A 23,489-nucleotide genomic window follows, 5' to 3' on the forward strand; every position below is an offset into this window, starting at 1 on the left:
CTGCTGGACACCCGTGAGGGCATCGGCACCGGCGGCGTGCGGGCCCAGGTGGGGGAGGACGCGAGCATCGGGCTGAAGGTCTCGGGTGTCGCGGGTGTTCCGGCCCGGAACGTCACCGCCGTGGTCCTCAACGTCACGGTCACCGGGCCTACCGGCGAGAGCTTCCTGACGGTCTACCCGAGCGGCAACGCCGTCCCCTCGGCTTCCAACCTGAACTTCTCGCCCGGTCAGACGGTGCCGAACCTGGTCACGGTGCCGGTCGGTGCGGACGGCAAGGTGGCGTTCTACAACCACGTCGGCTCCACCGACGTCGTCGCCGACCTCGCCGGCTACTACGTCTCCGGCGAGCCCCGGACCGGCGGCGTGTTCCGGACGCTGGGGACGCCGAAGCGACTGCTGGACACCCGTGACGGCACCGGCACCGGCGGGGTGAAGGCCCAGGTGGGTGACAACGCCAGCATCGGACTGCAGGTCGCCGGGGTCTCGGAGATCCCGTCCCGGAGCGTCACCGCCGTCGTTCTCAACGTCACGGTCACCGAGCCGACCGCCGAGAGCTTCGTCTCCGTCTACCCGAGCGGCAGGAACGTTCCTTCCGCGTCGAACCTGAACTTCTCGGCGGGTCAGACGGTGCCGAACCTGGTCACGGTGCCGGTCGGTGCGGACGGCAAGGTGGCGTTCTACAACCACGTCGGCTCCACCGACGTCGTCGCGGACGTCTTCGGCTACTTCAGCGCCGGCGACCGGCTGGGTCTGTCCGCCCTGAGCTTCTCCCAGCCGACCGTCGACGCCTCCACCGGGACGGCCGCGGTCACCCTCACCTGGACCGTGACCGCCTCCGACCCGGACGCCCGCCAGAACGGCGGCACGATCATCATCCGCCAGCAGGGCGACGCGCCCGACACCTACGTCGGCCAGAGCCGCGTGGTCTCCTTCCTCCAGGGAAGCAGCGGCTACGGGGCCGACTTCGTCTCCGGCGACGCGGCGAGCGCCACCTACTCGTACCGCTTCGCCGTACCGCGGTACGCGGGCGCCGCCACCGCGAAGTGGGCGGTCTCGCTGGTGACGATCCACGACCAGACCCAGCAGCGCCAGGTGCTGGCCGGATCCGCCCTCGGCGGCTTCGGTAACGTCCTCACCGCTGCCTCGCAGGTCTCGACGACGACGGCGCTCCAGCCGACCGTGTCGACCGTCTACACCGGGCGCCCCGCCTACGTGTTCACGGGAAACAACGCCTACGTGCGCTACGACATCGGCATCCAGGAGCAGCAGTCTGGCTTCTGGAAGGGCACGCTGCAGCTGGTCGGACCCGGCGGGGCCACGCTCACCGGGTCGTTCGAGAACTCCACCTACAACGGGCAGCTCTACTCGACCTGCCAGCACGACGCCAACTACCCGACGTGCTCGGTCTCGGTGCTGATCCCCTCCACGGCACCGGCCGGGACGTGGAGCGTCTCCGCGGTGACGCTCACCAACAACGCGGGCCAGTCCAAGTCCTTCCACGGGCTCAACGCCCCGCTGATCACCGTCACGTCCAACGGGACCGTCCAGGCCGGCGGGTTCACCGCGACGCCGAACGAGCTCAACACCTGGAAGGGACCCGCCTCGTTCAAGGTGTCGATGAACGTCTGGGGCGCACATGGGGGCGTCCGCTCGATCCAGTTGTTCTGGACCGGCCCGTGCGGCGCCTCGTCGACGATCCCGACCGTGGAGCCGGACGGCAGTTACTCCGTCCCGGCCGCGCTCGGCCAGTCCAACAACGGTTCGCCGTCCGGCTGTGCCCTCACCGGGGCGGCCATCACGGACGGCGCCGGGAACGTGGCCCTCTACGGTTCGGACTTCTCCGCGCCGGGCATCGGCGTGCAGGTCCGGGCCGTCGCGAACACCACGCCGCCGACGGTGACTTCGGCGGCGCTGAACGTCACCAGCATCCCGCAGAGCCAGGCGTTCAACCGTTCCGTCGTGGTGTACGCGCAGGTGGTCGCTCCCGTCGCCCCGGTCAACGGGTACTGGTGCTACCTGTACGACAGCACGGGCAAGGTCGTGGGTCAGAATTTCAGTGGCACGACCGTCGGCCCGGACGGGAAGGCCATGCTTTTCGTCCCCGTCCCGTACGGGATCGCGGTGGGCACCTATACCGTCGGTTTCGAGGTCAGCGACGCCAGCTGGCTGAGCACCGGCTACGGCACCCCGGGCGGGCAGCCCGTCCCGGGCGGACCGCTCACGCTGGAGATCACCGAGGGGTGATTCCCGCCGAAAGATAAGTCCCGCTGCCCGCTACGACGCGTCGTAGCGGGCAGCGAGCTTTTGGACGGTGGCGGCGATGCGTTCCCGCAGCTCCGTCGGCGCCAGCACCTCGACATCCGCGCCCAGGCGGAGGAACTCCCCGTGCGCGTGCTCGACCGACTCGATCGGCACCCGGGCCTCCGTCCATTCATCACCACCCGAAAGTGTGAGGCCGAGGCGTCGCGCGCCCTCCGCCGTCACCCGGACGAGTGCCTCCCCGGTGTGCAGCCGGGCGCGGAAGTCGGCCACGTACGCGCGCCAGTGGGCGGCGAGGTCGAACCCGGCGGGCGGCGTGGTGACTGGTTCCTCCTCCAGCAGGCGCAGGCCGAGGATCTGGTCGACGCGGTACGTCCGCAGCCCCGACGCCCCGCCCGCGACCAGGTACCAGCGCCCGGCCTTCAGCACCAGCCCGTACGGTTCGACCCGCCGCTCGATCTCCTCCGGCGCCCGCCAGCGCCGGTAGCGCAGCAGCACCGCCCGCCGCTCCCACACGGCGGTGGCGACGGCCCCGAGGTGCGGGTGCGGCGCGCGGTCGGCGTCGCCGTACCAGCCGGGCGCGTCGAGCAGGAAGCGCTGCCGGATCCGCCCGGCGTGTTCGCGGAGGGCTGCGGGGAGCGCCGCGTCCAGCTTCAGCCGAGCGGTCGCGAGGGCCTCCCCGAGCCCGAGTTGGGCGGCGGCCTCGGGCAGCGCGGTGAGGAAGGCCGCCTGCGCCTCGTCCCCGGTGAGCCCGGTGAGGCGGGTCCGGTAGCCGTCGAGCAGCCGGTAGCCGCCCGCGTGCCCGGCGTCCCCGTACAGCGGGATCCCGGCGGCGGCGAGGGCGTCGACGTCCCGGTAGACGGTCCGGACGGAGACCTCCAGCTCCTCGGCGAGCTGCCGGGCGGTCATCCGGCCCCGGTTCTGGAGCAGGAGCAGCAGGGTGACGAGTCGGCTCGCGCGCATGGCGTCGAGTATCCGCGACTCGGCACGTTTCCACTGACAGAGGATGTCAGTGGAATGTCCATAACCTGCGGCGCATGAACGATTTCGACTTCTTCCACGGCAGCTGGGACGTGGCCAACCGCCGTCTCACCACCCCGCTCGACCCCGCCTCGGGGGAGTGGGCCGAGTTCCCGGGGCGCACGGTGGTCCGTTCGCTGTTCGGGGGAGCGGGGAACATCGAGGAGCTCACCTTCCCCACGCTGGGCCGCAGCGGCGCGACCCTGCGGCTGTTCGACCGCGAGCGCGAGCAGTGGTCGATCTACTGGTCCGACAGCCGCACGGGTCGGCTCGACCCGCCCGTGGTCGGCGGCTTCGCCGGGGACCGGGGCGACTTCTACGGCGAGGACACGTACGAGGGCCGGCCGATCCGGGTGCACTTCACCTGGCACCGGCTCGGCCCGGACGCGGCGCGGTGGGAGCAGGAGTTCTCGCTGGACGGAGGGACGACGTGGGAGCTCAACTGGGTCATGGACTTCACCCGCACCGGCCCGGCGGTGGGCGGCCTGTGAGCGCGCCGCTCGTTTTGTCGCAGATCGTTGAACTCCGCCGCTACACCCTGCACCCGGGCGCGCGGGACACCCTGATCGAGCTGTTCGAGCGGGAGTTCGTGACCGGGCAGGAGGCGGCCGGGATCGCGGTGGGCGGCCGGTTCCGCGACCTGGACGACCCGGACCGCTTCGTCTGGCTGCGCTCGTTCCCCGACATGGCGAGCCGCCGGCGCTCCCTGGAGGCGTTCTACGGCGGCCCGGTGTGGCGGCGGCACCGCGAGGCGGCGAACGCGACCATGCTCGACAGCGACGACGTGTTCCTGCTGCGCGGCCCGGGCTTTGTTCCTACGGATGTGGAAGTGCTCGCCACCGTTTGCCACCCCCCGGACGCGGCCGCTTTCGATGCGTACGCCGCCCGGCATCTGGGGCCGTCCCACGCCGTCCACCGCACCGAGCACGCGCCGAACGACTTCCCGGCCCTCCCCGTCCGCGAGGGCGAGGACGTCCGGGTGTGGTTCAACGGGCCTGCGGAGCCGCCTCCGTGGCGGTCGGAGCAGTTGCGCCTGGCGCGGGTATGAGACGACGGAGTGAGAAGTCGGTGGATCCGACTTCTCACTCCGTCGTGTGTCGCTTCGTCAGACCGTGAAGTTGGGGGCCTGCGCCTCGATCGCCTTGACGAAGGCGGCCCACTCGGCACGGTCGAACGCGAGGTGCGGGCGATCGGGGTTCTTGTCGTCGCCGACCCAGACGTCCCCGTTGGGGAAGCGAGCGACGATCACGCAGTCGCCGTTGCCGTCGCCGGAGAACGGGGACTTCACCCAGCGTGCATCAGCGGGATCGTGGTCGTAGGGGTTGTGCTTCTCGCTCACGTCAGCTCTTCCAACTTACGTTCAAGGGCGGCGATGGTGTCCTCCGGGGACAACGAGTTCTGCTTGACACGGCTGATGGCGCGCTCGGCCCGGCGTACGTCGCGTCCCGTCCTACGCGGGAGCATACCGCCGACGGCCTCGATGAATACGAAGCCATTTTCGGTATCGTCGGGGAACCGCAGGAGCGTGAGACCGGAGGACAGGATGCCAGGTCGTCCGGCACTCAAAGGCACCATGCGCAGAGTCACATTGGGGAATTGGGCGACCTTGATGGCGTGCCGGAGCTGTTCGACCATGATGCTCTCGTCCCCGGCGATCAGCAGTGCGACCTCACCGAAGTAGGCCTCAAGGGTGAGTGTGGGCCTCTCGGTGAGACGACGCTGGCGAAGGATCCGGACCTCGGCCCCGGCCTCGACGCGCTCCTCGTTGGGGGAGTCGAGCCCGGCGGCGATCATCTCCTTGGCGTACCCCTCGGTCTGTACCAGGCCCGGGAATCCCGCAGGGAAGTAGTTCAGCATGTGCGACGCCTCGGCTTCGAGGGCCAAGTACTCCGCGAAGGCCGGCGTGATCGCCTCGGCGTAGTCGAGGTTCCGCCACCACTGCCGCGTCGGGCCACTGCCCAGCAGGTTTTCGAAGTACTCCCGGTCCGCGCCGGTCACTCCGTAGTAGTCGAGGAGCGTCGCGAGGTCCTTGGGGCCGACGGGTTGCTCGGCACGCTCCATCTTGCTCAGGCGGGCGGCGCTCCAACCCTCCAGACCGCTCGTGACCTCCAGGAGTTTCTTGTTCTGCTCCAGCCGCAGGGCTCGCAGTTCGTCGCCGAGTCTGATCTGCCGGATCGTGGAGAGGTCGGTGGTCAAGTGGGTCCCTCCCATCGGATGTTGAGGCCCAGTCTTGCCCCAGGCGCGGTCGGTGCTCAAGCTGCTTTCAAGATCCACCGATTTTCTACGGCGTTCTGTTGCGCTTTCGATTCGCGAGGATCCACACTCAAAGTGACCGACTGGACACGCTCCTGAAGGCGGCCTCGCCATGTCCACTTTGAGTAGACCCGTCCTCCGTACTTGGGAGGCCCAACTTGTCGATCACAGCACCTCGGTGCGAACCGCCCGGCGCCAGATCCGTGACCAACTGACCGCCTGGGGGTGGTCCGGCGAACGGGTCGACGACCTCGTCCTCATCGCCTCCGAACTGGTCACCAACGCCGTCGTCCACGCCTGTTCCGGCCAGGGCGAAGTCCGGCTCCACCTCCAGGAGTTCGACGGCGACTGCCGGCTCGAAGTATGGGACCCCCGGCACGACCTCCCGCTCCACCCCCGCGCACCGCGCCGCTTCAGCGAATGCGGGCGGGGCATCGACCTCGTCCGCCAACTCGCCTTCGACTTCGGGGTCGTCACCCGCAAGGGGGCCGGAAAACGGGTCTGGGTCCGGATGTTGCTCGACCCCGCCGCCACCCCACCACCACCGCTCGCCGGTTGAACTCCCAAGGATCCGACCCCATGCACCCCGCCGCCATCGCCTTCCAGGACCCCGCCCGCCTGCACGCGCGCTGCGAGATCGCGGGCGTCCGCCGCCGCACCCTCCAGCCGGGGTACGAGACCACCGTCGCCGTCCCGGACGAGGTCTGGGAACCGCTCCCGGACGGGCATCCGGAGCGGTTCGCGCCGAGCATCTTCACCCGGGACAGCGGGCTCGTCGAACTCTTCCGCGTACCGGACACCGTCTTCGACGTCCCCACCGCCACCGCCCTGGTCGAGATGCTCGGCGACGCCTTCCCGGTCACCCTCGGTGAGACCACCGACCGACCCGGCCTCGCCTCGACCCACACCGACCCAGCCACCGGACTCCACCTGGGGCTGCATGTCGACAACCACCAGGCGCTCCCGTACCCGTACCGCGAAACCGCGCGCCGCAGGCTCTGCGTGAACCTCGGGCCGGGCAGCCGGTACCTCCTCCTCGCCGACACCGACATCAAGTCCATCTGCCGAACCGTCCACCACAACTACGAGACCCACACCCCGACCACGGCCGACCTGCGCATGTTCGTCACTCTCCGCCGTCCCGTCCACGTCCTCCGGATCCGCATCGACCCGGGCGAGGGGTGGCTCGCACCGACCGCCGTCCTCCCGTACGACGAGTCGACCGCCGACCTGCCGCTCCCCTCCGTGACCGCCTCCTGGCTCGGTCACTGGGACCGCGGCCTCTTCCCACCCCTGATCTGATCCCCCTCCCTCCCCTTCTGTGTCAGGCTGGAGGGTGCACGACCGAGGTCGGGAGGCTCTCGATGGCCGAGATCAGGGTGAACGGCGTGTCGCTGTACTACGAGACCCGGGGCGCCGGACCGGGGGTGGTGCTGGTGCACGGCTCCTGGACGGATGCCGACAGCTGGGTGCGGGTACTGCCGGGGCTCGCGGAGGAGACCACCGTCGTCTCCTACGACCGGCGCGGGCACAGCCGCAGCGAGGACCTGCTCACCCAGGGTTCCGTCTACGAGGACGCCGCCGACCTCGCCGGCCTGATCATCGGACTCGGCCTGGCACCCGCCTACGTCTGCGGCGACTCCTACGGCGGCCTGATCGCCCTCCGCCTCGCCGCAGCCCGCCCGGACCTGCTGCGCGGCGTGACCGTCCACGAACCACCCGCGACCGGCACCCTCCTCGCCGACCCGGAACTCCGCCCCCTCGGCGTCGCCTTCGCCGAACGCATCTCGGCGGTCCGCGAACTCCTCGAACAGGCCGAATCAGCGGCCGCGGCCGAGCTCTACGCCAACACCATCGCCTTCGGCCCGGGCGCCTGGGAACAACTCCCCGCCCCCGTCCGCCACACCTACATCCGCAACGCCCCGACCTACCTCGACGAACTCCGCGACCCGGACGCCCTCGACCTCGACCTCACCGCCCTCAACCGCTTCACCGAACGCGTCCTCCTCACCCAGAGCGACGACAGCGCCCCCATGTACGGCGAAATCCTCGACCTGATCGACCTCTCCCTCCCCAAACCCGAACGCCACGTCTACCCTCACGCCGGCCACACCCCCCACCTCTCCGAACCCGAACGCTGGGTCCGCACCACCCTGCCGCATGCCCTGAACTGAAACACCCCACCCGGATAGGCTTCACAGGCCGACCGGAGGGGGGAAGCATGGCGGTGCGGTCTGTCCTGTCCATACGTTCTTCCTGCGCACTCGCGATCTCGGCACTGCTGGCGAGCGGCTGCTCGGCCGGAGGCCCGTCCTTCGAAGCCTCCCAGAACGACATCGTCGGGACATGGAGCAACCCGAAGGGCGCGCGACTCGTGATCGAGCCGGGAGACACCTTTCGCGCGGAGAAACTCCCAGAGGTCGTCGCGGTCCAGGATGGATGCGACCAAGCCCTCTCCGGCGGCAAGTGGCTCCTGTTGGGCGACCACACCAGCGTGGCGCGGACGAGCGACCCACAGGGCTCGGCCATCGACCTGCGCCCCAGCAGCAGAGCCGAAGCGCTCGCCTGCTCCGTCCTGGCGAAGATCGCGAAGGACACCGCCGGCATCAATCTCTGCCTGGTCGAGGACGAGGACCAATCCTGCGCCGGGGGAGACCTGCTACGGAAGGTTCCACCTGCCCGAGGTTGACCCTCCCGAACTCCTCTCCCGATGGATCCGACATGAAATTGACTGCGCCGAAATCCCGCCGAGGTCGGATCGCCGCCATCGGGTCGCTCCTGATCGTCCTGCTGGGACTGTCGATCTGGAACCTTCCCCTCGCCGCACAATGGCGAGCGATCGACGTCGGCGAGAGCCTGCTGCTCCAATCCCCGCCGATGGCGGCGACCTGGGAGCGGAAGGCGGACGAGGACCCCGGCGCGCCCTACATGCGCGGGCTGGACAGGCGCGTGGAGCGCCTGTTCGTGCAGGACAGTGCGGACCCCCTGGCCGGCACCTTCATCCAGACGGTCATGGAGTTCGACTCTCCCACCTGGGCCTGGCTCGTCTTCCGGGACGGCTCCCCGGACAAGCGCTACGCCCGGTACGGGGAGGTCGAACGCATCGATGCTGACGGCGGCTCGGGAGCGGAGGAGCAGCGTGTCGCCGCTTCGTGAAAATTGACCCCTTGCGGCAGCCGAGGCCGCCCGTCCAATCTGACCCGGGGTGTCAAGAACAGGTATCCCGGAGGGGACGGCGCCAAAAGGATCGATGTCCCTTCCCCGGACCGAGACCCGGGGAAGGGACACCTGTAGGGCGCGTCGCCGGGCACCGGTCACGAGAGGTGACGGATGGTCGAGGCGTTGCCGGGCAGGAGTCAGTCGGCGGCGCGTTGGGCGGCGAAGCGCTCGGCGGCGTCCGCGAGCCCGCGCACGCCCTCCGGGCGGCGTCGAGGTCGCGGCCGAGCAGCTCGCAGACGAGCACCAGGGAGTCGACGGTCCCCATGTGCTGCGCGGAGGTGTGCCGCAGGACGGCGTCCACGCCCTCCTCCGCCAGTACCGGCCGCAGTTCACCGATCAGCGGTGCCAGCCAGTGGGCGCGCAGCGCGTACTCGGTGCGTCCGGCGAAGGTGGTGCCGAGGGCGGCGAGCAGCTGCGCCGGGTACTCCTCGACCGGCTCGGCGAACTGCGGGTGGTCCTTTGCGAACTCGTCCCAGTCGACCTCGAGTTCGCCGATGTGGTGCGGCAGCACCGGTGACCGGGACCACCAGGAGCCCTCGTCGGCCTGGGCGAAGACGGCGCGCAGCAGGTCGTAGGGCACCTCGGCGGTGCGGGAGAGCAGGACGGCGTCGTAGAGGTCCTTGCCCTGGGGGTGGTTGTCGGAGACCAGCCAGAGGATCTTCCAGGCCAGCGAGAGCTGGGGCGTCGCGGTGAGCAGCGGGCCGGTGACGCCGGGGAGTCGGTAGGACTGCGGTTCGACGGGCAGGTGCTCGGTGAAGACGAAGTCGAGCTGGACAGTGCCGCCCGGCACGCCGGGCGCCGTCCAGGGCAGGACGAGCCGGCGGCCGGGGATGCGGCTGTAGGTCCAGATCTCGTCGCTGAGCGCCTGGTCGGCGTGCAGGCGCACCCCTGTACGCTGCTCGTCGCCGCCTGTTGTGGAGAGGTGGTCGGCGGCGGTGGCGAGTTCGTTCAGCATGCGGTCGGTGCGGGGGTCCTCCAGCTGCCAGTCGACGGGGCGGACCACGAAGTCCAGGTCCCCGGGCTCGCGGGCCAGCTCGCCGTACCAGGCGCGCAGCAGGACGCTTCCGCGCAGCACCAGATGCTCGGCCCACGGGGAGGCGGCGACGGCGGACAGCACCGTGTCGAGGGCGGTCCTGCGGGCGGCGAGCCAGCGCCGGGCGAGCTCCGGGTGGGTGAAGGCGGGTTCGCTCGGGCGCAGGGCCCGGCTGTACCCGGCGAGGGCGGGGTCGAAGACGGGTTGCTGGGTGACCGCCTTGTCGTCGATGGGGTGGATGCTGCGGGGCAGGTCGAGGTCTTCGCGGACCTCCTCGCTCGGGGGCTTGCGGGGCAGCCGCACGCCCTGCCAGGGCCCGTACTCCAACTCTGCCCACTGGGCGGACGGCGCGGACTGGTCGTCGGTCATCGCGGACCTCCTTCTCGTGCTGCTTCTGCTGCTTCTGCTGGTTCGGTCGCTGCTTCGCGGGGCCCGGCCGGGTGGTCGTGCTCGGTGATCCAGCCCGCGTCCAGGGCCTCGTCGCTGTCGACGGCGACGAACTCGCGTTCCGCCGACAGCACCCGGTGCCCGGCGGTGGCGAGGTCCGCGAGCAGCGCGTCCAGGCGCCGGCCGGCGGTGGCCAGGCCGACGTGGCGGCACCGCTGGGTGACGAACCATTCGCGGTGGCCGTCCTCGCGCGTGCGGCGCGGGTTGTGCGAGAGGTGGGCGCCGTGCCGCACGGCGAGGGCGGCCAGGGCGGTGTGAGCGGGGCTGTCGGCAGAGGCCGGGCCGACGGGTGTCGCGGGCGGCAGGCACAGCTTGAGGTGGTGTTCGAAGTACCGGTGCGTCCCGTGCGCCGCGGCGTCGCCGTCCGTAGCGGGGACGCCCTCGGCCCACGGCGTGGCCTCGATCTTGGTGCGCAGGACGGCGAACCCGGCCCGTGCCAGCCGCTCGGCGGTGCGGGCGGTCGCCGCAGCCGTCTCCTCCAGCGTGCCGCGGGCGCGCAGGGTGAGCATCGGCTGGGAGGGCATCGTGCCCCGGGCCAGCAGGATGTGGGTGAACTTCAGGCCGTGGTCGGCGGCCCACGCGGCCAGCGCCTCGGCGGCGCCCGGCCCCACGGTCAGGTGCACCTCGAACTCACCCCGCAGGCCGGGCAGGTCCGACGGGTCGTTACGGCGCTGGTCAGGACAGGTGGCGAGCATGGGCAGAATGCTGGCAGTCCCCTGTGACAACACCCCCGCCGGGGCCTGGCGAGAGCCAGACCCGCCGGACCCGGGCCGGCCCGCTCGACCCCGTCGCGCCGCGTGCACACCCCCGCGCACGGACGGACGGAAAGGCCCGCAAAGGCCCCGGAAGGTGCTCCCGAGTGAGGAGGGTCACCTGTGAGGCGGCGGGGCGGGGCGAGGCGGTCCCGGGCCCGGCAGGACTGGACGGGGGCCGCGGCGGCACGGGCGGAGGGCCCGTCCGCTTCGGACCTTGGTCACGAATTCGCCTGACCTTCGGCCCGGTGGCGCCCCCTCCCTGCCCGGGCAACCGTGGACGGTCGCCTGCTCACACCGGGCGACGGCACCACCCGCCGGGCGGTGCCGATCCCTGCCGTCTACCCGGCGCACACCGTGCGGGAGCACACCGTGCGCTCCGGAGGACCCGAAGACCCATGTCCAGCACCATCGACAACGCCCCGTATACCGCCTTCCACCGCAGACTGGCCCTGGCCTGCTCCGGTGGGCCGCTGCTCGACGGCTACATCCTGAGCATCGTCGGCGTCGCCCTCATCGGGATGCGCCCCGAACTCGGCCTCTCCACCGCCGAGGTCAGCCTGATCGGCGCCGCCGCGCTGGTCGGCATGTTCGTCGGAGGCGCGCTCTTCGGCGTGCTGACCGACCGCATCGGCCGGGAGGTGATGTACACCGCCGACCTGCTCGTCATGGTCGCCTGCTCGGTGCTCTCCTTCTGGGTGGACACGGTGTGGGCGATCGCCCTGCTGCGCTTCGTGCTCGGCATGGCCGTGGCCGCCGACTACCCCATCGCGACCTCGCTGCTCGCCGAGTGGCTGCCGGCCAAGCACCGCGGGCGGCTGCTCGGTCAGCAGATCGTCGCCTGGTACGCCGGTTCCGTCCTCGCCTACGTGACGGGCTACGCCTTCCTGCGCCTCGCCGGTCCCGGCAGCTGGCGCTGGATGCTGGCCAGCTCCACCGTGCTGTGCGTCGTCTTCCTGGTGATCCGCCGCGGCTCGCCGGAGTCCCCGCGCTGGCTGGCCGCCAACGGGCGGGTCGGTGACGCCGTGCGCGTGGTCGAGAAGCACCTCGGCGTGCGGGTCGACGGTCGGGAGCTGATGCCCGACCCCGAGCAGGCCGCCGGGCCCGGCGGCCTGCGCCTGCTGATGACCCCGCCCTACCGGCGCCGCACCCTGTTCTGCGGCCTGTTCTTCCTCTGCCAGGTCGGCCCGCTCTTCGCGATGCTCACCTTCGGCCCGCAGATCCTCTCGTCCTTCGGCATGCCGGGCGGCACAGTGATGGACACCCTGGGCACCGGCCTGATCAGCCTTGTCTTCCTGCTCGGCTGCTACCCGGCGCTGCGCCTGATCGACACCCGGGGCCGAAGGCCGGTGATCATCTGGTCGTTCGCCCTGATGACCGTCCCGCTCGCCCTGCTCGGGGTGTGGCCCACCGCCCCCGCCGCCGTCGCGCTCACCGCGCTGTGCGCCTACGCCTTCCTGTGCGGCGGACCGAACGTGCTCGACTGGACCTATCCCAACGAGCTGTTCCCCACCGAGATCCGGGCCACCGCCGTCGGCGTCGCCACCTCGGTGAGCCGGATCGGCGCGGCCGTCGGCACCTACCTGCTGCCGCTGTCCCTGACCGGGCTCGGCACCGGGCCGACGATGCTGATCGCGGCCGGGACGACGGCCCTCGGTCTGCTGGTGTGCGTGCTGTGGGCCGAGGAGACCCGCGGCACCGCCCTGGGCGCGGCCCCGGCCGCGGCCGAGCCGACGGCCGCCGCCGGCGCGACGGGTGCACGGAAGGGCGTCCCGGCGCAGCGCGTGGCGCAGTCCGTGCGCTGACGTCCGGGCCCTCGGGCGGGGCCCTCGCGTGAGGTGAGGGCCCTCGTCCGCCGACGTGCGGTTCCCAGGGACGCTGTCCGGGCTGCCGTCACTCATGTCCGAGTGACGGCAGCCCGGAGGGAATCAGGCGCATGAACTCACCCTGGCCGGCTGACACGACAACATCCGCCGGCACGTCAGTCAGGCATGCGCAACCGAATGGGCCGACCGTCCTCCGAGGGGCGTCCGGAACCGAAGTCGGTCGCCGACAGCTGGAGGGACGGAGTGGGCTGGAACAAGGGAACCACCACGACGCGCTCGACGTACGAACAGACCCACTCGTCCTGGTTCCCCGGGTTGGTTCCCTCGCCGGTGACAGTCGCGCTCAGCAGCCAGCCCGGGCCGTCACACCTGAGTTCGACACCGGCGCGACCGGCCCACTCCCGGACCTCACCCCCCAGGTCGCGAACCCGCCGCGCGAGGATCTCGTGTGCCCTGGCCCACGCACCGTCCTGGGGCGCGTGGAAGGCTTGGAGCTGTATCCCCGTCGCTCTCCGAAGGACGACAGCTTCCAGCAGGTCCGAGGACCCTTTGCCCTCGTTCAGCTGGATCTTGCGGCCCGGCTCTCGGGGGATCCTGAGACCACCGCCGGCAAGACGCTCGCAGACCACCGCGCCGAACGCCGGGCCTGGGTCCTCGACGTCCTCGGCGACACCGCCGCCCGCACCGAACCCCACCGCTACCTCTGGGAACCGGTCCGGCCCGGCGACCCCGACATGGCGCCCCTCGCCACCCGCCTCCTGCGCGCCGTCGCCGAACGCGTCCGCTGGCGCGCCGCCCTCGACCAGGCCCTCGAACGAGCGGGAGGCGAGCCGTGTCCGACGACGACCTGATGACCGTCCCCGAGGTCATGGCCCGGCTGCGGCTCGGCCGCTCGGCGGTCTACGACCTGATCCGTACCAACCGGCTGCGTTCAATCACCATCGGCCGGGCCCGCCGCATCCCGTACGGCTCGTACCGCTCGTTCGTGGCCTCCCGACTGGAGGAGGCAGCCTGATGACAGCCCAGAAGAAGAACCGCGCCAATGGCGAAGGAACCGTGTTCCAACGCAAGGACGGCCGATGGGAAGCCGCCGCCTACGTCCTGGCCGCCAACGGCAACCGACAGCGCCTCCACGTCTACGGCAGGACCCGCCAGCAGGCCATGGACAAGCTCACCGACGCCAAGGCCGCGAGCAACCGCGGCGTTCCGGTCGTCCATGCGCAAGGCACCGTCGGCAACTGGATGACGTACTGGCTTGAGACCGTCGCGGTGCACCGCGTGCGCGAGACCACGCATACCCGCTACGCCGCCGTCGCCCGCCTGTACATCATCCCCGGCCTCGGTGCGAAGAAGCTCTCCAAGCTCACCGCCAGGGACATCCGCACCTGGCTCGACGGCCTACGCACCCGCTGCCAGTGCTGCGCCCGCCGCACCGACCACCAGCGGCCCGCGGCGAAACAACGATGCTGCGCTGTGGGTGACTGCTGCCGACGGGTGCTGAGCGCGCTCACGCTCACCTACATCCACACCGTACTCAAGACCGCCCTGGAGCACGCCGTCCAGGAAGAGGAGATCCCACGCAACGTCGCCCGCAACGTTCGCCTCGGCACACCCCGACCGCGACGGTTCGAGCCACTGACCGCAGAAGAGGCCCGCCAACTGCTTGATGCCGCCCCAGACCACCCGCTCCACTCCGTGGTGCACCTCGCCCTCCACACCGGCCTCCGGCGGGGCGAACTCCTCGGCCTCACCTGGGAGGACATCGACCTCAACGCCGGCACAGCCGTGATCCGACGCTCACTCCAACGCACCAGCGACAACGGCCTCGTGCTGTTCCCCACCAAAACCCAAGCCTCCGAACGACGCATCGCCCTACCCGTCGCCTGCATCCAAGCCCTTCAAGAGCACCGCGTCGACCAGCAGGCCGAGCACGAGACCGCGGGACTGCGCTGGAACCCCCACGGCTACATCTTCACCGCGCCCAACACCACGCTCCCGGTCGAACCCAGCACCCTCAACCGACGCTTCGCCACTCTGCTCCACCAAGCCGGCCTTCGCCGGATCCGCTTCCACGACCTCCGACACACCACCGCCACCCTGCTCCTGGACCAGGGCATCGAACTCGTCGTCATCAAGGAGCTGTTGGGTCACGCCCACATCGGCGTCACCGCCACCGTCTACACCCACGTCCGACTCCGCATCCAACGCAACGCCATCGACCTCCTCGGCAACGCCCTGGGCAACGCCAAGACCGGTCCCGCCGTTCGCAACGACGGTGACGATCCGCCGGGAGGTGGGATCTTGGTCTCCACTCGGTGACGTCAACAGGTGACGTCAAACGATCAAGTGGCCCCACCAGAATTGATCCGGTGGGGCCACTTAGATTCTTAGGAAACGACGATCCCAAATATCGTGAAGCCAACGATTGTGTGCGTCATTGATCGGTAGCGACGACGCGCGCTTCGTTAATCCTCTCGCCAATCTCGATGTTTCTCTAAAGGAATACGTGCCGTTGAAGATTACGGCAGAGAATCGCCGATAGCTGCTCGCTCTCGTTGAATCCATGCTTCATCGTCGGCCTGGAGCACTCTCTCGCTGTCAAGAAAGAATACCCCGTCCCGGTAGCATTGGACGAAGCCTTCGACCATCTGGGTGATGCTCCGGTAGGCAATTCTTGATTCTTCACCAACTACTACGCTCACAACATAGGAAAGTCCGGCATCTTGGTCGCATGAGGCTGCATAGAAGTCACCTCCACCAGACGCCAGGAGTGGGTAGAAATCGGAAAGCAGAATGCTCTCGTGCGGGTGCTCGGCCATGATTGAGGCTGAATCTTCAATTGAAAGCGGCTCGTATCCGGGAATTAGAGCGGCATCGTTTTGAGTCTGTCCGGGTCGGTGAATAATGCCGTTGCATGCACCAAACCACCCGGCAACCTCTGGTGGCACTGACTTACTGAAGTAGTTTTCCAGGATTCTGGCCGCAACCCCAGGCGCTCTATCAGTAGCGACAGGAAGGTCGAGTAGTTCGACTTCGCGCCAAAGTGCCGTGAGCAGATTTTCTAGCACTCTATTTCCTCCTTAGCGAACCCTGACCGCAAACTGATCTCCGGGGCTAATATTGGCGTCTCGGTAGAAGTTTTTCAGTGAGTTTCCATGGCTGGAGTTGATCGATCCTGGGGAAAGGGTCAGCGTCGCACCCTGTCCTCCCTCAACTGTTGAAGCGAAAGGATACTCCTCCCAGGTTGCGTTCCCTGCAAACCGCCGAGGGCGAGGTGCGTGCGCCTGCGCCTGGCGGCGTGCTGCCCTGGCCGCTGCTTCTCCTCCACTTCTCTTCGTCACAATTGCCGGCGCCCCGTCCGCTACTGCCCGCAGGAAGTTCTCTGCCTGCGGTGCGTGCGCTGATGAGTCAATCTCGTGCACTGGCAGGGCTGTCGCCTCGCCGGCGGAATTTACTGCGAATACGATCGGGCAGGATTCGCTATTCGAATTATGAACGAGGACCGGAGTCGCCCCTGCGAGCACATAGTACGTGTGGAGGTCGTCGACGGTGAGGTCGTCCGCGCGTTGGGGGGTGGTGGTGTAGGTGTGACTGGAGAGGACGGTCAGGGGAGTGTGGTCGGGGGTGGTGAGGTGGTGGCCCGGCTGGAGTTCCGCTGCCGGGATCCAGCGTTGGGCGGTCTCGTCCCAGTAGGGGTGGTGGGAGGTGGAGGTGATGGTCGTCGACGCGCTGGCGTCGGTGACGGTGAGTTCGGTGAACTCGGCGTCGTCGGGGGTGACGATCTTTGCGGTGACCGGCTTGGAAGCCGTCTCACCGGTTTGGGGGTCGGTCGACGTGACGGCATCGCCGGGCTTCACGTCCTCGATGGGGAGAGTGGTGCCGTCCGCCATCAGGACGAGCGTGCCAGGGGGGAAGCTGTGCCGCTCGCATGCGATGGCGGCACTGGCCAGCTCGTCGGCCTTGTTCTTGAGGTGGGCTGCCTTGGCCCAGTCACCAGCAGCGGGGATGGCTCCGACGACGTCCCAGCCGAATTCCCCCCACTGCTGCCTGCCGAGGTGGGAACCGGCCGCGAGGACGTCGGCGACGACGCCGCCACCGACAAGGCTGAGACCGTCGCTAAGATCTCCGAGCTTCTCGAATGTGGACTTCTTCTTGACGCCGTTGCCCCAGCCGTACATCGAGGCGTTGTTCTTGCTGGTCTGTTCGCGGATCCAGTTGCGCTGTGCAACGGGGCCCAGAGTCGCTGAAAGGGTCGCCTCGTAGTTCCGAATCTGGGCATTCTCGGCCACGTAGGTTGATGTGGTCTCGGCGGTGTTCTTCATGGTGATCGTGCCCGCCGACCCACAGTCGTACAGCGTCCCGCATTCCTCGGACTTGTAACCGCTGGGGTCGCTCAGGTTGATCGGGTCGTTCTCGCTGTACGCGTAGCCGTTCCACTGCTGTGGGTTGGTCGGGTCGAGGATCGGGTCCGGGCTGATGAAGCGGCCGGTGCTCGGGTCGTACTGGCGGGCTCCCAGGTTGGTGAAGCCGGTTGTGTCGTCCTTGCTTCCGCCGACGAAGCCCTTGGTTCCGGCCCAGGCGAAAGCATTGGGCTGGACTCCTCGCGGGTTGCCGAAGGGGTCGGTCGGGCGTCGGGTGACCGACTGGGGGCCGTCCATGGCGATCTGCACGCCGTTGGTGCCATGCGGGTCGGCGGCCTGGATGACTGCCGTGCCACCGCCGATGGAGGCTGTAACACGGGTGTAGGTGAGGCCGCCGCCTCCACCGACGGTGCGGACGTTGCTCATTGCACCGGTGGCGGTGTCGAGGGTGACCTCGTCCGTGGGCAGGTTGAGCGTGATCTTGCCGGGGTTGCGACGGATCAGTTGGTTGCCGTCGGCGTCGTAGAGGTAACTGGTGGCGCCGGCCTGGCCGGTCCTGGTGACGGAGCTGAGCTTGTCTTCTCCGTTCCAGGTCAGGTTGGTGGTGCCGCCGGTGTCGGTGATGGCGGTGGTGTTGCCCCTGGCGTCGTATTGGTAGCTGACGGCCTTGGTCCCGCTGGGCGTGACCGTGGTGGAGTTGAGCAAGGCGTGCGGCCCGCCAGTTCCGCCGCCGGTGTTGGGCGCGTGGGTGGGGGTGTTGGTGCTCCTGGCGGCTCCGAAGGTCTGGGTGGTGTTGCCGTTGACCGTCACGAAGGCCGGGACGGCAGACCAGAACGACCAGTACTTGGTTGCACCGTTGCGAACAGTCAGGTTGACCTTGCCCGAGCCGGCGGCGATGACCTTGAGGTCGGCGCCCAGCCCGGCTGCGCTGACGCTGCTGACCGGATCGAGCTGGCCGGCGGCGCCGGTGACGTCCCCCCAACTGGACCATTCACCCGTGCTGTTGCGAATGACGTGGCGGGGCCTGCCCTGGGCGAGAGCGACGACCTGGAGACCGTCGTCGGTGTTGGCGAGTGCCAGCTGGCCCTGGCCGGTCTGGGCCTCGGACAGCTCCCCGGTGGCGCCGTAGACGTCGCCCCAGCCCTGTACCTGCCAGTTCCCGTCCGGCCGGCGGACGGTGTGCCACAGCCTGCCGCCCGCGCCCACAGCGATTTCCAAGCCGGAGGTGGTGGCCGCCGCCGCCAGCTGGGTGGGCGAACTCAGGGTGCCGACGGCGCCGTAGACGTCACCCCAGCCCTGGGCCTGCCAGTCTCCGTCCGGTCGGCGGACGGTGTGCCACAGCCTGCCGGCCGCGAAGGTCAGGACCTCGAGCCCCGAGGCGGTCGCGGAAAGGGCGATCTGGCTGGGCTGGGAGAGGGATCCGACGGCGCCGTAGACATCGCCCCATTTCTGCCAACCCGTGTCACCCCGGACGGTGTGCCAGATCTTGCCGCCGGCGACCGCCATGACCTGCAGCCGGCCGTCGCTCACCGCGACGGAGACCGCGGTGACGGCCGGCAGGGAGCCGGCTTCGGCCATCAGGTCGGTGAACTGCGACCAGGACCCGTCGGCCGCCTGCGCACCGAGCCAGAGACTGCCGTTCGAAAGGGCGACCGACCATGTCCGGTCGCCGTCCGCCGCGCTCGCGACCTGGGTGATCCGGGCCGGGTCCAGCGGGGCGGGTGACGTGGAGCCGTGCTGGACGAGGGCGGTCCGGTTGCCGCTGGCATCGTAGCTGTAGTCCTGCCAGTACGGTGCCGGACCGCCAACAGTGTTGGAGCCGTTCGCCGTAGTGGCCGGGCCGTTGGCGTTGTCGCAGCCGCCGGTGCCCGCGACGATCGACGAGCTGCCGCTGCCGTGCTTCTCACCCGAGGAATCGGTCCAGTCGGCGGTGGTGTGGACGCCTGCGGTGTCCGTCCATGCCCGGGTCAGACGTCCGAGGTGGTCGTAGGTGAAGCACTGGTTGTCGCGGGCCCTCGCGTTCTGTACATCCGCGATCGAGGTGATCCGACCGGACGGTGTGTAGGTGTAGCTGGTCTTGTCGATCTCGACGGTACTGGCGTTGGAGCCGATGTAGTTGTTGATCAGCCGGCCGGTCGACCAGTCGTACTGCTGACGGGAGATGACCTGCTTGCCAGTCTCACCGACCGTCGTCTCGTACGGCCTGGCAAGGGCGTCGTAGCGGACCTTCGCCACAACGTCCTTGCCGAGACTCTTGGAGAAGCCGAGCAGACCTGTCATGGTCCGGCTGTAGCTGACGGTCTCGGCAGGCAGCCCGCCTGCGGCGGAGATCCCGAAGTCGTCCAGTACGCCGAGAACGGGACTGTACGAGCTGGTGGTGGTGTACGTCCCGGCCAATGCGGCTTCGACGCCGTCCACCTTCGGGATGGTGACCGCGGTGCCGACGGCGCGGTAGGCGATGTCGTAGCCGGTGACGCTCTTGGTGTAGGCAGCCCCGTCGGCGCCACCCACATACCGGGTGGAGGAGGTCTGCTGCGTCTGACCGCCCTCGGCACGAGCTGCCTGTTCGGTCTCGGCCTGCTGACGGCGCCAGTCTCCTTCGCCGCCGATGCGCCTCGGCCGGCCTCCCACGGACCGGCGGGCGGCGTGCCGCCGCTCGTTCCCCCGGCCACCTCGCCACAGCGGACGCCCGTCCAGCAGGCGATGCTCGACGCCGTCGCGAAGGCCCGCTCCACCGCTAAGCCGGTTGTCGTCGAAGCGATGACCGACCAAGCCTCGCGAACGGTCGCGAACCCGGCCGGAACGCTGACGACCACGGACAACGCGCAGCCCGTCCGCACCAAGCACGACGGCGCGTGGGTCGACCTGGACGCCGCGTTGCGACCGAACGCGGACGGCACCGTCGGGCCGGCCGTGGCGAGCCTCCCGGTGGCGTTCTCCGGTGGTGGCGGCGGACCGATGGCGACCGTTTCGACCGCTGACGGCAAGAAGCTCGCCGTCGACGCCCCGTTCCCGTTGCCCCGGCCCACGCTGGACGGCGCGACCGCCACCTACCCGAACGTCCTTCCCGACGTCGACCTCCAGCTCACGGCGCTGCCGGTCGGTGGCTGGCGCGACGTGATCGTGGTCCACACGGCCCAGGCGGCCGAGAACCCCGCGCTGAAGACCCTGCGGTTCCCGCTCACCGCGCAGGGGCTGACGGTCACCTCCGACGAGCGTGGGGGCATCGACGTCAAGGACGACAAGGGCGCGCTGCGATTCCGCTCGCCGGCACCGCTCCAGTGGGACTCCTCCCGCCCCGCTGCCGGCTCCGGCACCACGGCGCCGGTCAAGGCGGCATTCGCCTCCTCCGCGGTGGCAGCCGCGAACGAGCCACAGCCCGCCGACGGGATCCGGTCCACGGCCGAAGCGCCCGGGGACGGGGCCAAGGTCGCCGCGATCGGCAGCCGGGTCTCCGGCGGTGCCATCGAGCTGACTCCGGATCAGGACGCACTGGGCTCCGGAGCCGGTCCCTGGTACCTGGACCCGACCCTCACCGCGGTCACCAGTTCCGTCGAGGGTTCGGTCCAGGTCCAGGAGAACTACAAGGACGTCGCCAACTACAACAAGAAGTCCAACCTCTCCACCGGCTTCTGCGGCTACCGCAGCAGTGACCCCGCGCTGGACTGCAAGGTCCAGGGCCGCGAGCGGGCCTACTTCCAGTTCAAGGTCAACCCGGCGATCCACACCAAGGTCCCCGGTGCCGAGTACCCGCCCACCCTCTTCACCTCGACCCTCAACGGGCAGGTCAGCGGCGCCTCCAGCCCCGGCACCCCGACCGACCTCGGTGTCTACTGGGCACCTAGGGGAATCGGCGAGCCCACCACCTGGAACAACCAGCCCTGCGGCACCAACGGCAACGTGGTGATGGAGGGCTGCTCCTACGTCGGCGGTCAGAAGATCACCGGCACCGGCCCCCTGGCTGTCGACGTCACCGACGTCATGAAGCAGGCCGCGGCCGGCACCTGGAGCACCTGGACCATCGGCATCGCCCCGACGGCCACCGAGTGGGAGAAGCTCTACCGCCACGCCATCGCCAGCAACCCGAGCATCACCACTACCTACGACATCACTCCCGCCGTCTGGTACCCGCGCACCAGTCCGGCGCCCGGCTTCGCGAGCAGCAACAGCACGGCCGAGTGCACCAGCGGTGGTGCCAACCCCTGGGACAACCCCGGTTGGGTCGGGAACAACCTGAACCTCTATCTGACGGTGAACAGTTGGTCCCCTGCCGGCCAGAACGTCTACACCGGCTACACCATGTGGGACGACAATGACCCCAATTTCCGTATTGAGCAGGGGAGCTGGGGTGGGTCGCAGAACAATCCCGGGCCGTCGCTGAGTGTCGGCTCGCTGTCCGACGGTCACCAGTACGGCTGGTTGGCCCGGGCGACGGACACCATCCTCACGTCGCCGAACAGTGCCTGGTGCTACTTCCGCGTCGACCGGACCAATCCCCGGCTGAGTATTGGTTCCACAGACTTCCCGCCCTCCGGCACTCCCAACGACCACCCCGCCCGATACGCCGGTGACAGCGGCTTCTTCTCCGTCAATGCGGAAGACCCGGCTCCCGGCAACGGCTTGCAGGCATCCGGGATCGCCTGCGTCCGCTTCAGCGCTGACCCCACTCCGGTCGTCGGTTGGACGTGCGGTCAGCCTGGAACGTACGCCCCAGATGCCCAGGTCCCGTTCACTCCGCGCAACTGGGGGACCAACATCGTCTACGCGTGGGCGATGGACAATGCCGGCAACTACAGTCAACCCGCTTGGTACAGCTTCTATGCGCCCTGGAAGCCCGGAACCCAACCTCTGTTCGGAGACATCGACAACGACCAGAAGCCCGACATCGTCGCAACGGATGCCAAGGGTGACCTGCGAATCATCGGTGGCACTGCCGATCCGGTCAACTCTGTTTCAGCCCCCGCAGCTGCGGCGCCGGGCAGCGCGGAATTCGGCACGTCCTGGTCGGACTTCCAGATCAGCCACCACGGGACACTCGCCTCCGGCCAGTCTGTCGACCAGATCGTCGCGCACTACACCAAAGACACTCCAAGTGAACTCAAGGACGCGCTCTATCTGGTCAAGAACGACGGGACGGGACGCTACGACCAGTTGAAGGCTGGCGCCTTGGCCCGTCCCGCCACCTGCAGCACAGTCGGCACCGGCGCAGCCTGCGCGGACTACAATGCGAGTGGCTGGAGCAGTGTCTCCCAGGTCGCTGCTATCGGTACCCCCGAGGGTGAGGCCGTCGGAGGAAGTCCGGCGGATCCCGCGCGCATCATCATCATGAGCCAGACCTCCGTGCTCAGTGTGGAGCACGACCGTCTCTACCTCTTCCAGGCCAATGGCCTTGCTGGCAAGTTCGCGTCCGCAACCCATATCCCCACGACGAGCGGTAGTTGGGCGGACTACGAACTTCTCAGCCCAGGAGCCGCCAACGGCGCCAGCACCCAGCCCGGCACAACTACCCCGGTCAACCAGACCACCGTCTGGGCCCGTCACCGCACCAACGGCAACATCTACTCCTACGCGCTCGGCTGGAACGCCGACGGATCGGTCGACTACTCCTCCCTGACCCGTCCGGACGCCGGCTTCCTCATCCTCTCCGGGGCCGACTGGACCACCGCGGCGCAGCCGCAGGTGGGTGCGGGAGACCTCAACAACGACGGCTTCCCCGATGTCTGGGCCATCGACAACAACAAGGTCATCACGGTCTACCCGGGCCGCAGCAGTGACGGCACCAGGAACAAGGTCGACGGCTTCAACCCCCTTCAGTATCTCGGGCACGCGAACGCCGCGGTCTCCATTCGTTCCAACCGGGTGAGCTCGCGCTGCGTCGACGCCGAGGGCGGCCCGCACGACGGGGCCACCGTCGCGCTGTGGGGCTGCTGGGAGACCGCGAGTCAGCGGTTCAACCTTGCCACCGACGGCACCGTGCGGGCGGGCGGCTACTGCCTCTCGACCAAGGACGGTGGCCTCGGTGACGGGACGCCGGTTGTCCTCGCCCGGTGCGAGGACGGCAAGGGCCAGAAGTGGGCGATGCGCCCCGACGGCCGGCTGTTCCTGCCCGCCACCGTCGACGGCGACCACCCGGCGGGGCGCTGCCTGGAACTCCCCGGCTGGGTGACCGAGCCCGGTACCCGGCTCGACATCTACGAGTGCCCCGGGCTGCAGGACAACCAGCAGTGGACGCTCGTCCCCGAGCGGACGCCCTGACACTGGCTCGCGGTGACGGGGGGCAGTAGCCGACCGCCACCTTCCACAACTCTGCCCGCCCGTT

20 protein-coding genes and 1 pseudogene are annotated in these 23,489 nt (G+C 69.2%); 13 read left to right on the forward strand and 8 right to left on the reverse strand.

Annotated features, from left to right (window positions below; all coding sequences use genetic code 11):
* Positions 1-2,244, forward strand: a pseudogene (locus VR45_RS43265) (hypothetical protein); the annotation flags it as partial.
* Positions 2,245-2,274: 30 nt separating this feature from the next.
* On the opposite strand, the gene VR45_RS04590 reads toward VR45_RS43265, so the two are convergent.
* Complete coding sequence (locus VR45_RS04590) at positions 2,275-3,222, reverse strand: YafY family protein (protein WP_045938372.1); 948 nt, start codon at positions 3,220-3,222, stop codon at positions 2,275-2,277.
* A gap of 74 nt (positions 3,223-3,296) precedes the next feature.
* On the opposite strand from VR45_RS04590, the gene VR45_RS04595 reads away from it, so the two are divergent.
* Positions 3,297-3,770 carry a hypothetical protein gene (locus VR45_RS04595; RefSeq protein ID WP_045938373.1) on the forward strand — a complete coding sequence of 158 codons (474 nt, stop codon included), beginning with the start codon at positions 3,297-3,299 and terminating at the stop codon, positions 3,768-3,770.
* A gap of 14 nt (positions 3,771-3,784) precedes the next feature.
* Complete coding sequence (locus VR45_RS04600) at positions 3,785-4,327, forward strand: NIPSNAP family protein (RefSeq protein WP_052708843.1); 543 nt, start codon at positions 3,785-3,787, stop codon at positions 4,325-4,327.
* Between the two features lie 57 nt (positions 4,328-4,384).
* Here VR45_RS04600 and VR45_RS04605 read toward each other — a convergent pair whose 3' ends face one another.
* Together VR45_RS04605 and VR45_RS04610 are read right to left on the reverse strand one after the other, a co-directional pair.
* Positions 4,385-4,618 carry a DUF397 domain-containing protein gene (locus VR45_RS04605; RefSeq protein ID WP_045938375.1) on the reverse strand — a complete coding sequence of 78 codons (234 nt, stop codon included), beginning with the start codon at positions 4,616-4,618 and terminating at the stop codon, positions 4,385-4,387.
* Positions 4,615-5,475 (reverse strand): helix-turn-helix transcriptional regulator, encoded by an 861-nt coding sequence (locus VR45_RS04610; RefSeq protein ID WP_159394108.1) that lies wholly within the window; start codon positions 5,473-5,475, stop codon positions 4,615-4,617. The genes VR45_RS04605 and VR45_RS04610 overlap by 4 nt, the downstream gene beginning before the upstream one ends.
* 169 nt (positions 5,476-5,644) lie before the next feature.
* Between VR45_RS04610 and VR45_RS04615 the strand changes: the two genes are divergently transcribed.
* The 5 genes from VR45_RS04615 (at position 5,645) to VR45_RS04635 (ending at position 8,688) form a co-directional block, all read left to right on the forward strand.
* A complete protein-coding gene (locus VR45_RS04615; protein WP_078896228.1) occupies positions 5,645-6,091 on the forward strand; it encodes an ATP-binding protein in 447 nt (148 codons plus the stop codon).
* 20 nt (positions 6,092-6,111) lie between these two features.
* Positions 6,112-6,834, forward strand: coding sequence for a hypothetical protein (locus tag VR45_RS04620; RefSeq protein WP_045938378.1), 723 nt, complete (start codon positions 6,112-6,114; stop codon positions 6,832-6,834).
* Between the two features lie 62 nt (positions 6,835-6,896).
* Complete coding sequence (locus tag VR45_RS04625; protein WP_045938379.1) at positions 6,897-7,706, forward strand: alpha/beta hydrolase; 810 nt, start codon at positions 6,897-6,899, stop codon at positions 7,704-7,706.
* Between the two features lie 47 nt (positions 7,707-7,753).
* Positions 7,754-8,221, forward strand: a complete 468-nt coding sequence (locus VR45_RS04630; RefSeq protein ID WP_045938380.1) for a hypothetical protein — start codon at positions 7,754-7,756, stop codon at positions 8,219-8,221.
* 32 nt (positions 8,222-8,253) lie between these two features.
* Positions 8,254-8,688: a hypothetical protein gene (locus VR45_RS04635; protein ID WP_045938381.1), complete on the forward strand. Its 435-nt coding sequence runs from the start codon at positions 8,254-8,256 to the stop codon at positions 8,686-8,688.
* Between the two features lie 52 nt (positions 8,689-8,740).
* On the opposite strand, the gene VR45_RS04640 is transcribed toward VR45_RS04635, so the two are convergent.
* Together VR45_RS04640 and VR45_RS04645 are read right to left on the reverse strand one after the other, a co-directional pair.
* Entirely contained in the window at positions 8,741-10,153 is a 1,413-nt protein-coding gene (locus VR45_RS04640) for a nucleotidyl transferase AbiEii/AbiGii toxin family protein (RefSeq protein WP_052708832.1), read from the reverse strand.
* Complete coding sequence (locus VR45_RS04645) at positions 10,150-10,926, reverse strand: hypothetical protein (protein ID WP_052708833.1); 777 nt, start codon at positions 10,924-10,926, stop codon at positions 10,150-10,152. The genes VR45_RS04640 and VR45_RS04645 overlap by 4 nt, the downstream gene beginning before the upstream one ends.
* A 455-nt stretch (positions 10,927-11,381) precedes the next feature.
* Between VR45_RS04645 and VR45_RS04650 the strand changes: the two genes are divergently transcribed.
* Positions 11,382-12,788: an MFS transporter gene (locus tag VR45_RS04650; RefSeq protein ID WP_045938382.1), complete on the forward strand. Its 1,407-nt coding sequence runs from the start codon at positions 11,382-11,384 to the stop codon at positions 12,786-12,788.
* Between the two features lie 176 nt (positions 12,789-12,964).
* On the opposite strand, the gene VR45_RS50445 is transcribed toward VR45_RS04650, so the two are convergent.
* Positions 12,965-13,402 (reverse strand): DUF3710 domain-containing protein, encoded by a 438-nt coding sequence (locus tag VR45_RS50445; RefSeq protein ID WP_353612663.1) that lies wholly within the window; start codon positions 13,400-13,402, stop codon positions 12,965-12,967.
* On the opposite strand from VR45_RS50445, the gene VR45_RS48345 reads away from it, so the two are divergent.
* The 3 genes from VR45_RS48345 to VR45_RS04665 are packed head-to-tail and all read left to right on the forward strand — an operon-like array spanning position 13,298 to position 15,128.
* Positions 13,298-13,660 (forward strand): hypothetical protein, encoded by a 363-nt coding sequence (locus tag VR45_RS48345; RefSeq protein WP_234325830.1) that lies wholly within the window; start codon positions 13,298-13,300, stop codon positions 13,658-13,660. The two genes, VR45_RS50445 and VR45_RS48345, sit on opposite strands and share 105 nt — an antisense overlap.
* Positions 13,660-13,824, forward strand: coding sequence for a helix-turn-helix domain-containing protein (locus tag VR45_RS04660; RefSeq protein ID WP_078896235.1), 165 nt, complete (start codon positions 13,660-13,662; stop codon positions 13,822-13,824). The genes VR45_RS48345 and VR45_RS04660 overlap by 1 nt, the downstream gene beginning before the upstream one ends.
* The gene (locus VR45_RS04665; protein WP_045938385.1) at positions 13,824-15,128 is read left to right on the forward strand and encodes a site-specific integrase; all 1,305 of its coding nucleotides are present in this window, start codon (positions 13,824-13,826) and stop codon (positions 15,126-15,128) included. Before VR45_RS04660 ends, VR45_RS04665 begins: the two co-directional genes overlap by 1 nt.
* 200 nt (positions 15,129-15,328) lie before the next feature.
* Here the strand turns inward: VR45_RS04665 and VR45_RS46670 are convergent, their stop codons facing one another.
* Complete coding sequence (locus VR45_RS46670; RefSeq protein ID WP_159394109.1) at positions 15,329-15,877, reverse strand: hypothetical protein; 549 nt, start codon at positions 15,875-15,877, stop codon at positions 15,329-15,331.
* 12 nt (positions 15,878-15,889) lie between these two features.
* The gene (locus VR45_RS49945; RefSeq protein WP_159394110.1) at positions 15,890-19,942 is read right to left on the reverse strand and encodes a polymorphic toxin-type HINT domain-containing protein; all 4,053 of its coding nucleotides are present in this window, start codon (positions 19,940-19,942) and stop codon (positions 15,890-15,892) included.
* On the opposite strand from VR45_RS49945, the gene VR45_RS04675 reads away from it, so the two are divergent.
* Positions 19,931-23,425 (forward strand): RICIN domain-containing protein, encoded by a 3,495-nt coding sequence (locus tag VR45_RS04675; RefSeq protein WP_159394111.1) that lies wholly within the window; start codon positions 19,931-19,933, stop codon positions 23,423-23,425. The two genes, VR45_RS49945 and VR45_RS04675, sit on opposite strands and share 12 nt — an antisense overlap.
* Positions 23,426-23,489: the final 64 nt, after the last annotated feature.

Source organism: Streptomyces sp. NRRL S-495 (genome assembly GCF_000966955.1).
Lineage (GTDB): Bacteria > Actinomycetota > Actinomycetes > Streptomycetales > Streptomycetaceae > Kitasatospora > Kitasatospora purpeofusca.

Bases quoted from the DNA above. Each gene is read 5' to 3' on its own strand.
- VR45_RS04650 (WP_045938382.1), top strand. From the start codon at position 11,382: ATGTCCAGCACCATCGACAACGCCCCGTATACCGCCTTCCACCGCAGA.
- VR45_RS04635 (WP_045938381.1), top strand. From the start codon at position 8,254: ATGAAATTGACTGCGCCGAAATCCCGCCGAGGTCGGATCGCCGCCATC.
- VR45_RS04665 (WP_045938385.1), top strand. From the start codon at position 13,824: ATGACAGCCCAGAAGAAGAACCGCGCCAATGGCGAAGGAACCGTGTTC.
- VR45_RS04675 (WP_159394111.1), top strand. From the start codon at position 19,931: ATGACCGACCAAGCCTCGCGAACGGTCGCGAACCCGGCCGGAACGCTG.
- VR45_RS04620 (WP_045938378.1), top strand. From the start codon at position 6,112: ATGCACCCCGCCGCCATCGCCTTCCAGGACCCCGCCCGCCTGCACGCG.
- VR45_RS04590 (WP_045938372.1), bottom strand. From the start codon at position 3,222: ATGCGCGCGAGCCGACTCGTCACCCTGCTGCTCCTGCTCCAGAACCGG.
- VR45_RS04625 (WP_045938379.1), top strand. From the start codon at position 6,897: ATGGCCGAGATCAGGGTGAACGGCGTGTCGCTGTACTACGAGACCCGG.
- VR45_RS04615 (WP_078896228.1), top strand. From the start codon at position 5,645: ATGTCCACTTTGAGTAGACCCGTCCTCCGTACTTGGGAGGCCCAACTT.
- VR45_RS04640 (WP_052708832.1), bottom strand. From the start codon at position 10,153: ATGACCGACGACCAGTCCGCGCCGTCCGCCCAGTGGGCAGAGTTGGAG.
- VR45_RS04660 (WP_078896235.1), top strand. From the start codon at position 13,660: ATGACCGTCCCCGAGGTCATGGCCCGGCTGCGGCTCGGCCGCTCGGCG.
- VR45_RS04630 (WP_045938380.1), top strand. From the start codon at position 7,754: ATGGCGGTGCGGTCTGTCCTGTCCATACGTTCTTCCTGCGCACTCGCG.
- VR45_RS04595 (WP_045938373.1), top strand. From the start codon at position 3,297: ATGAACGATTTCGACTTCTTCCACGGCAGCTGGGACGTGGCCAACCGC.
- VR45_RS04645 (WP_052708833.1), bottom strand. From the start codon at position 10,926: ATGCTCGCCACCTGTCCTGACCAGCGCCGTAACGACCCGTCGGACCTG.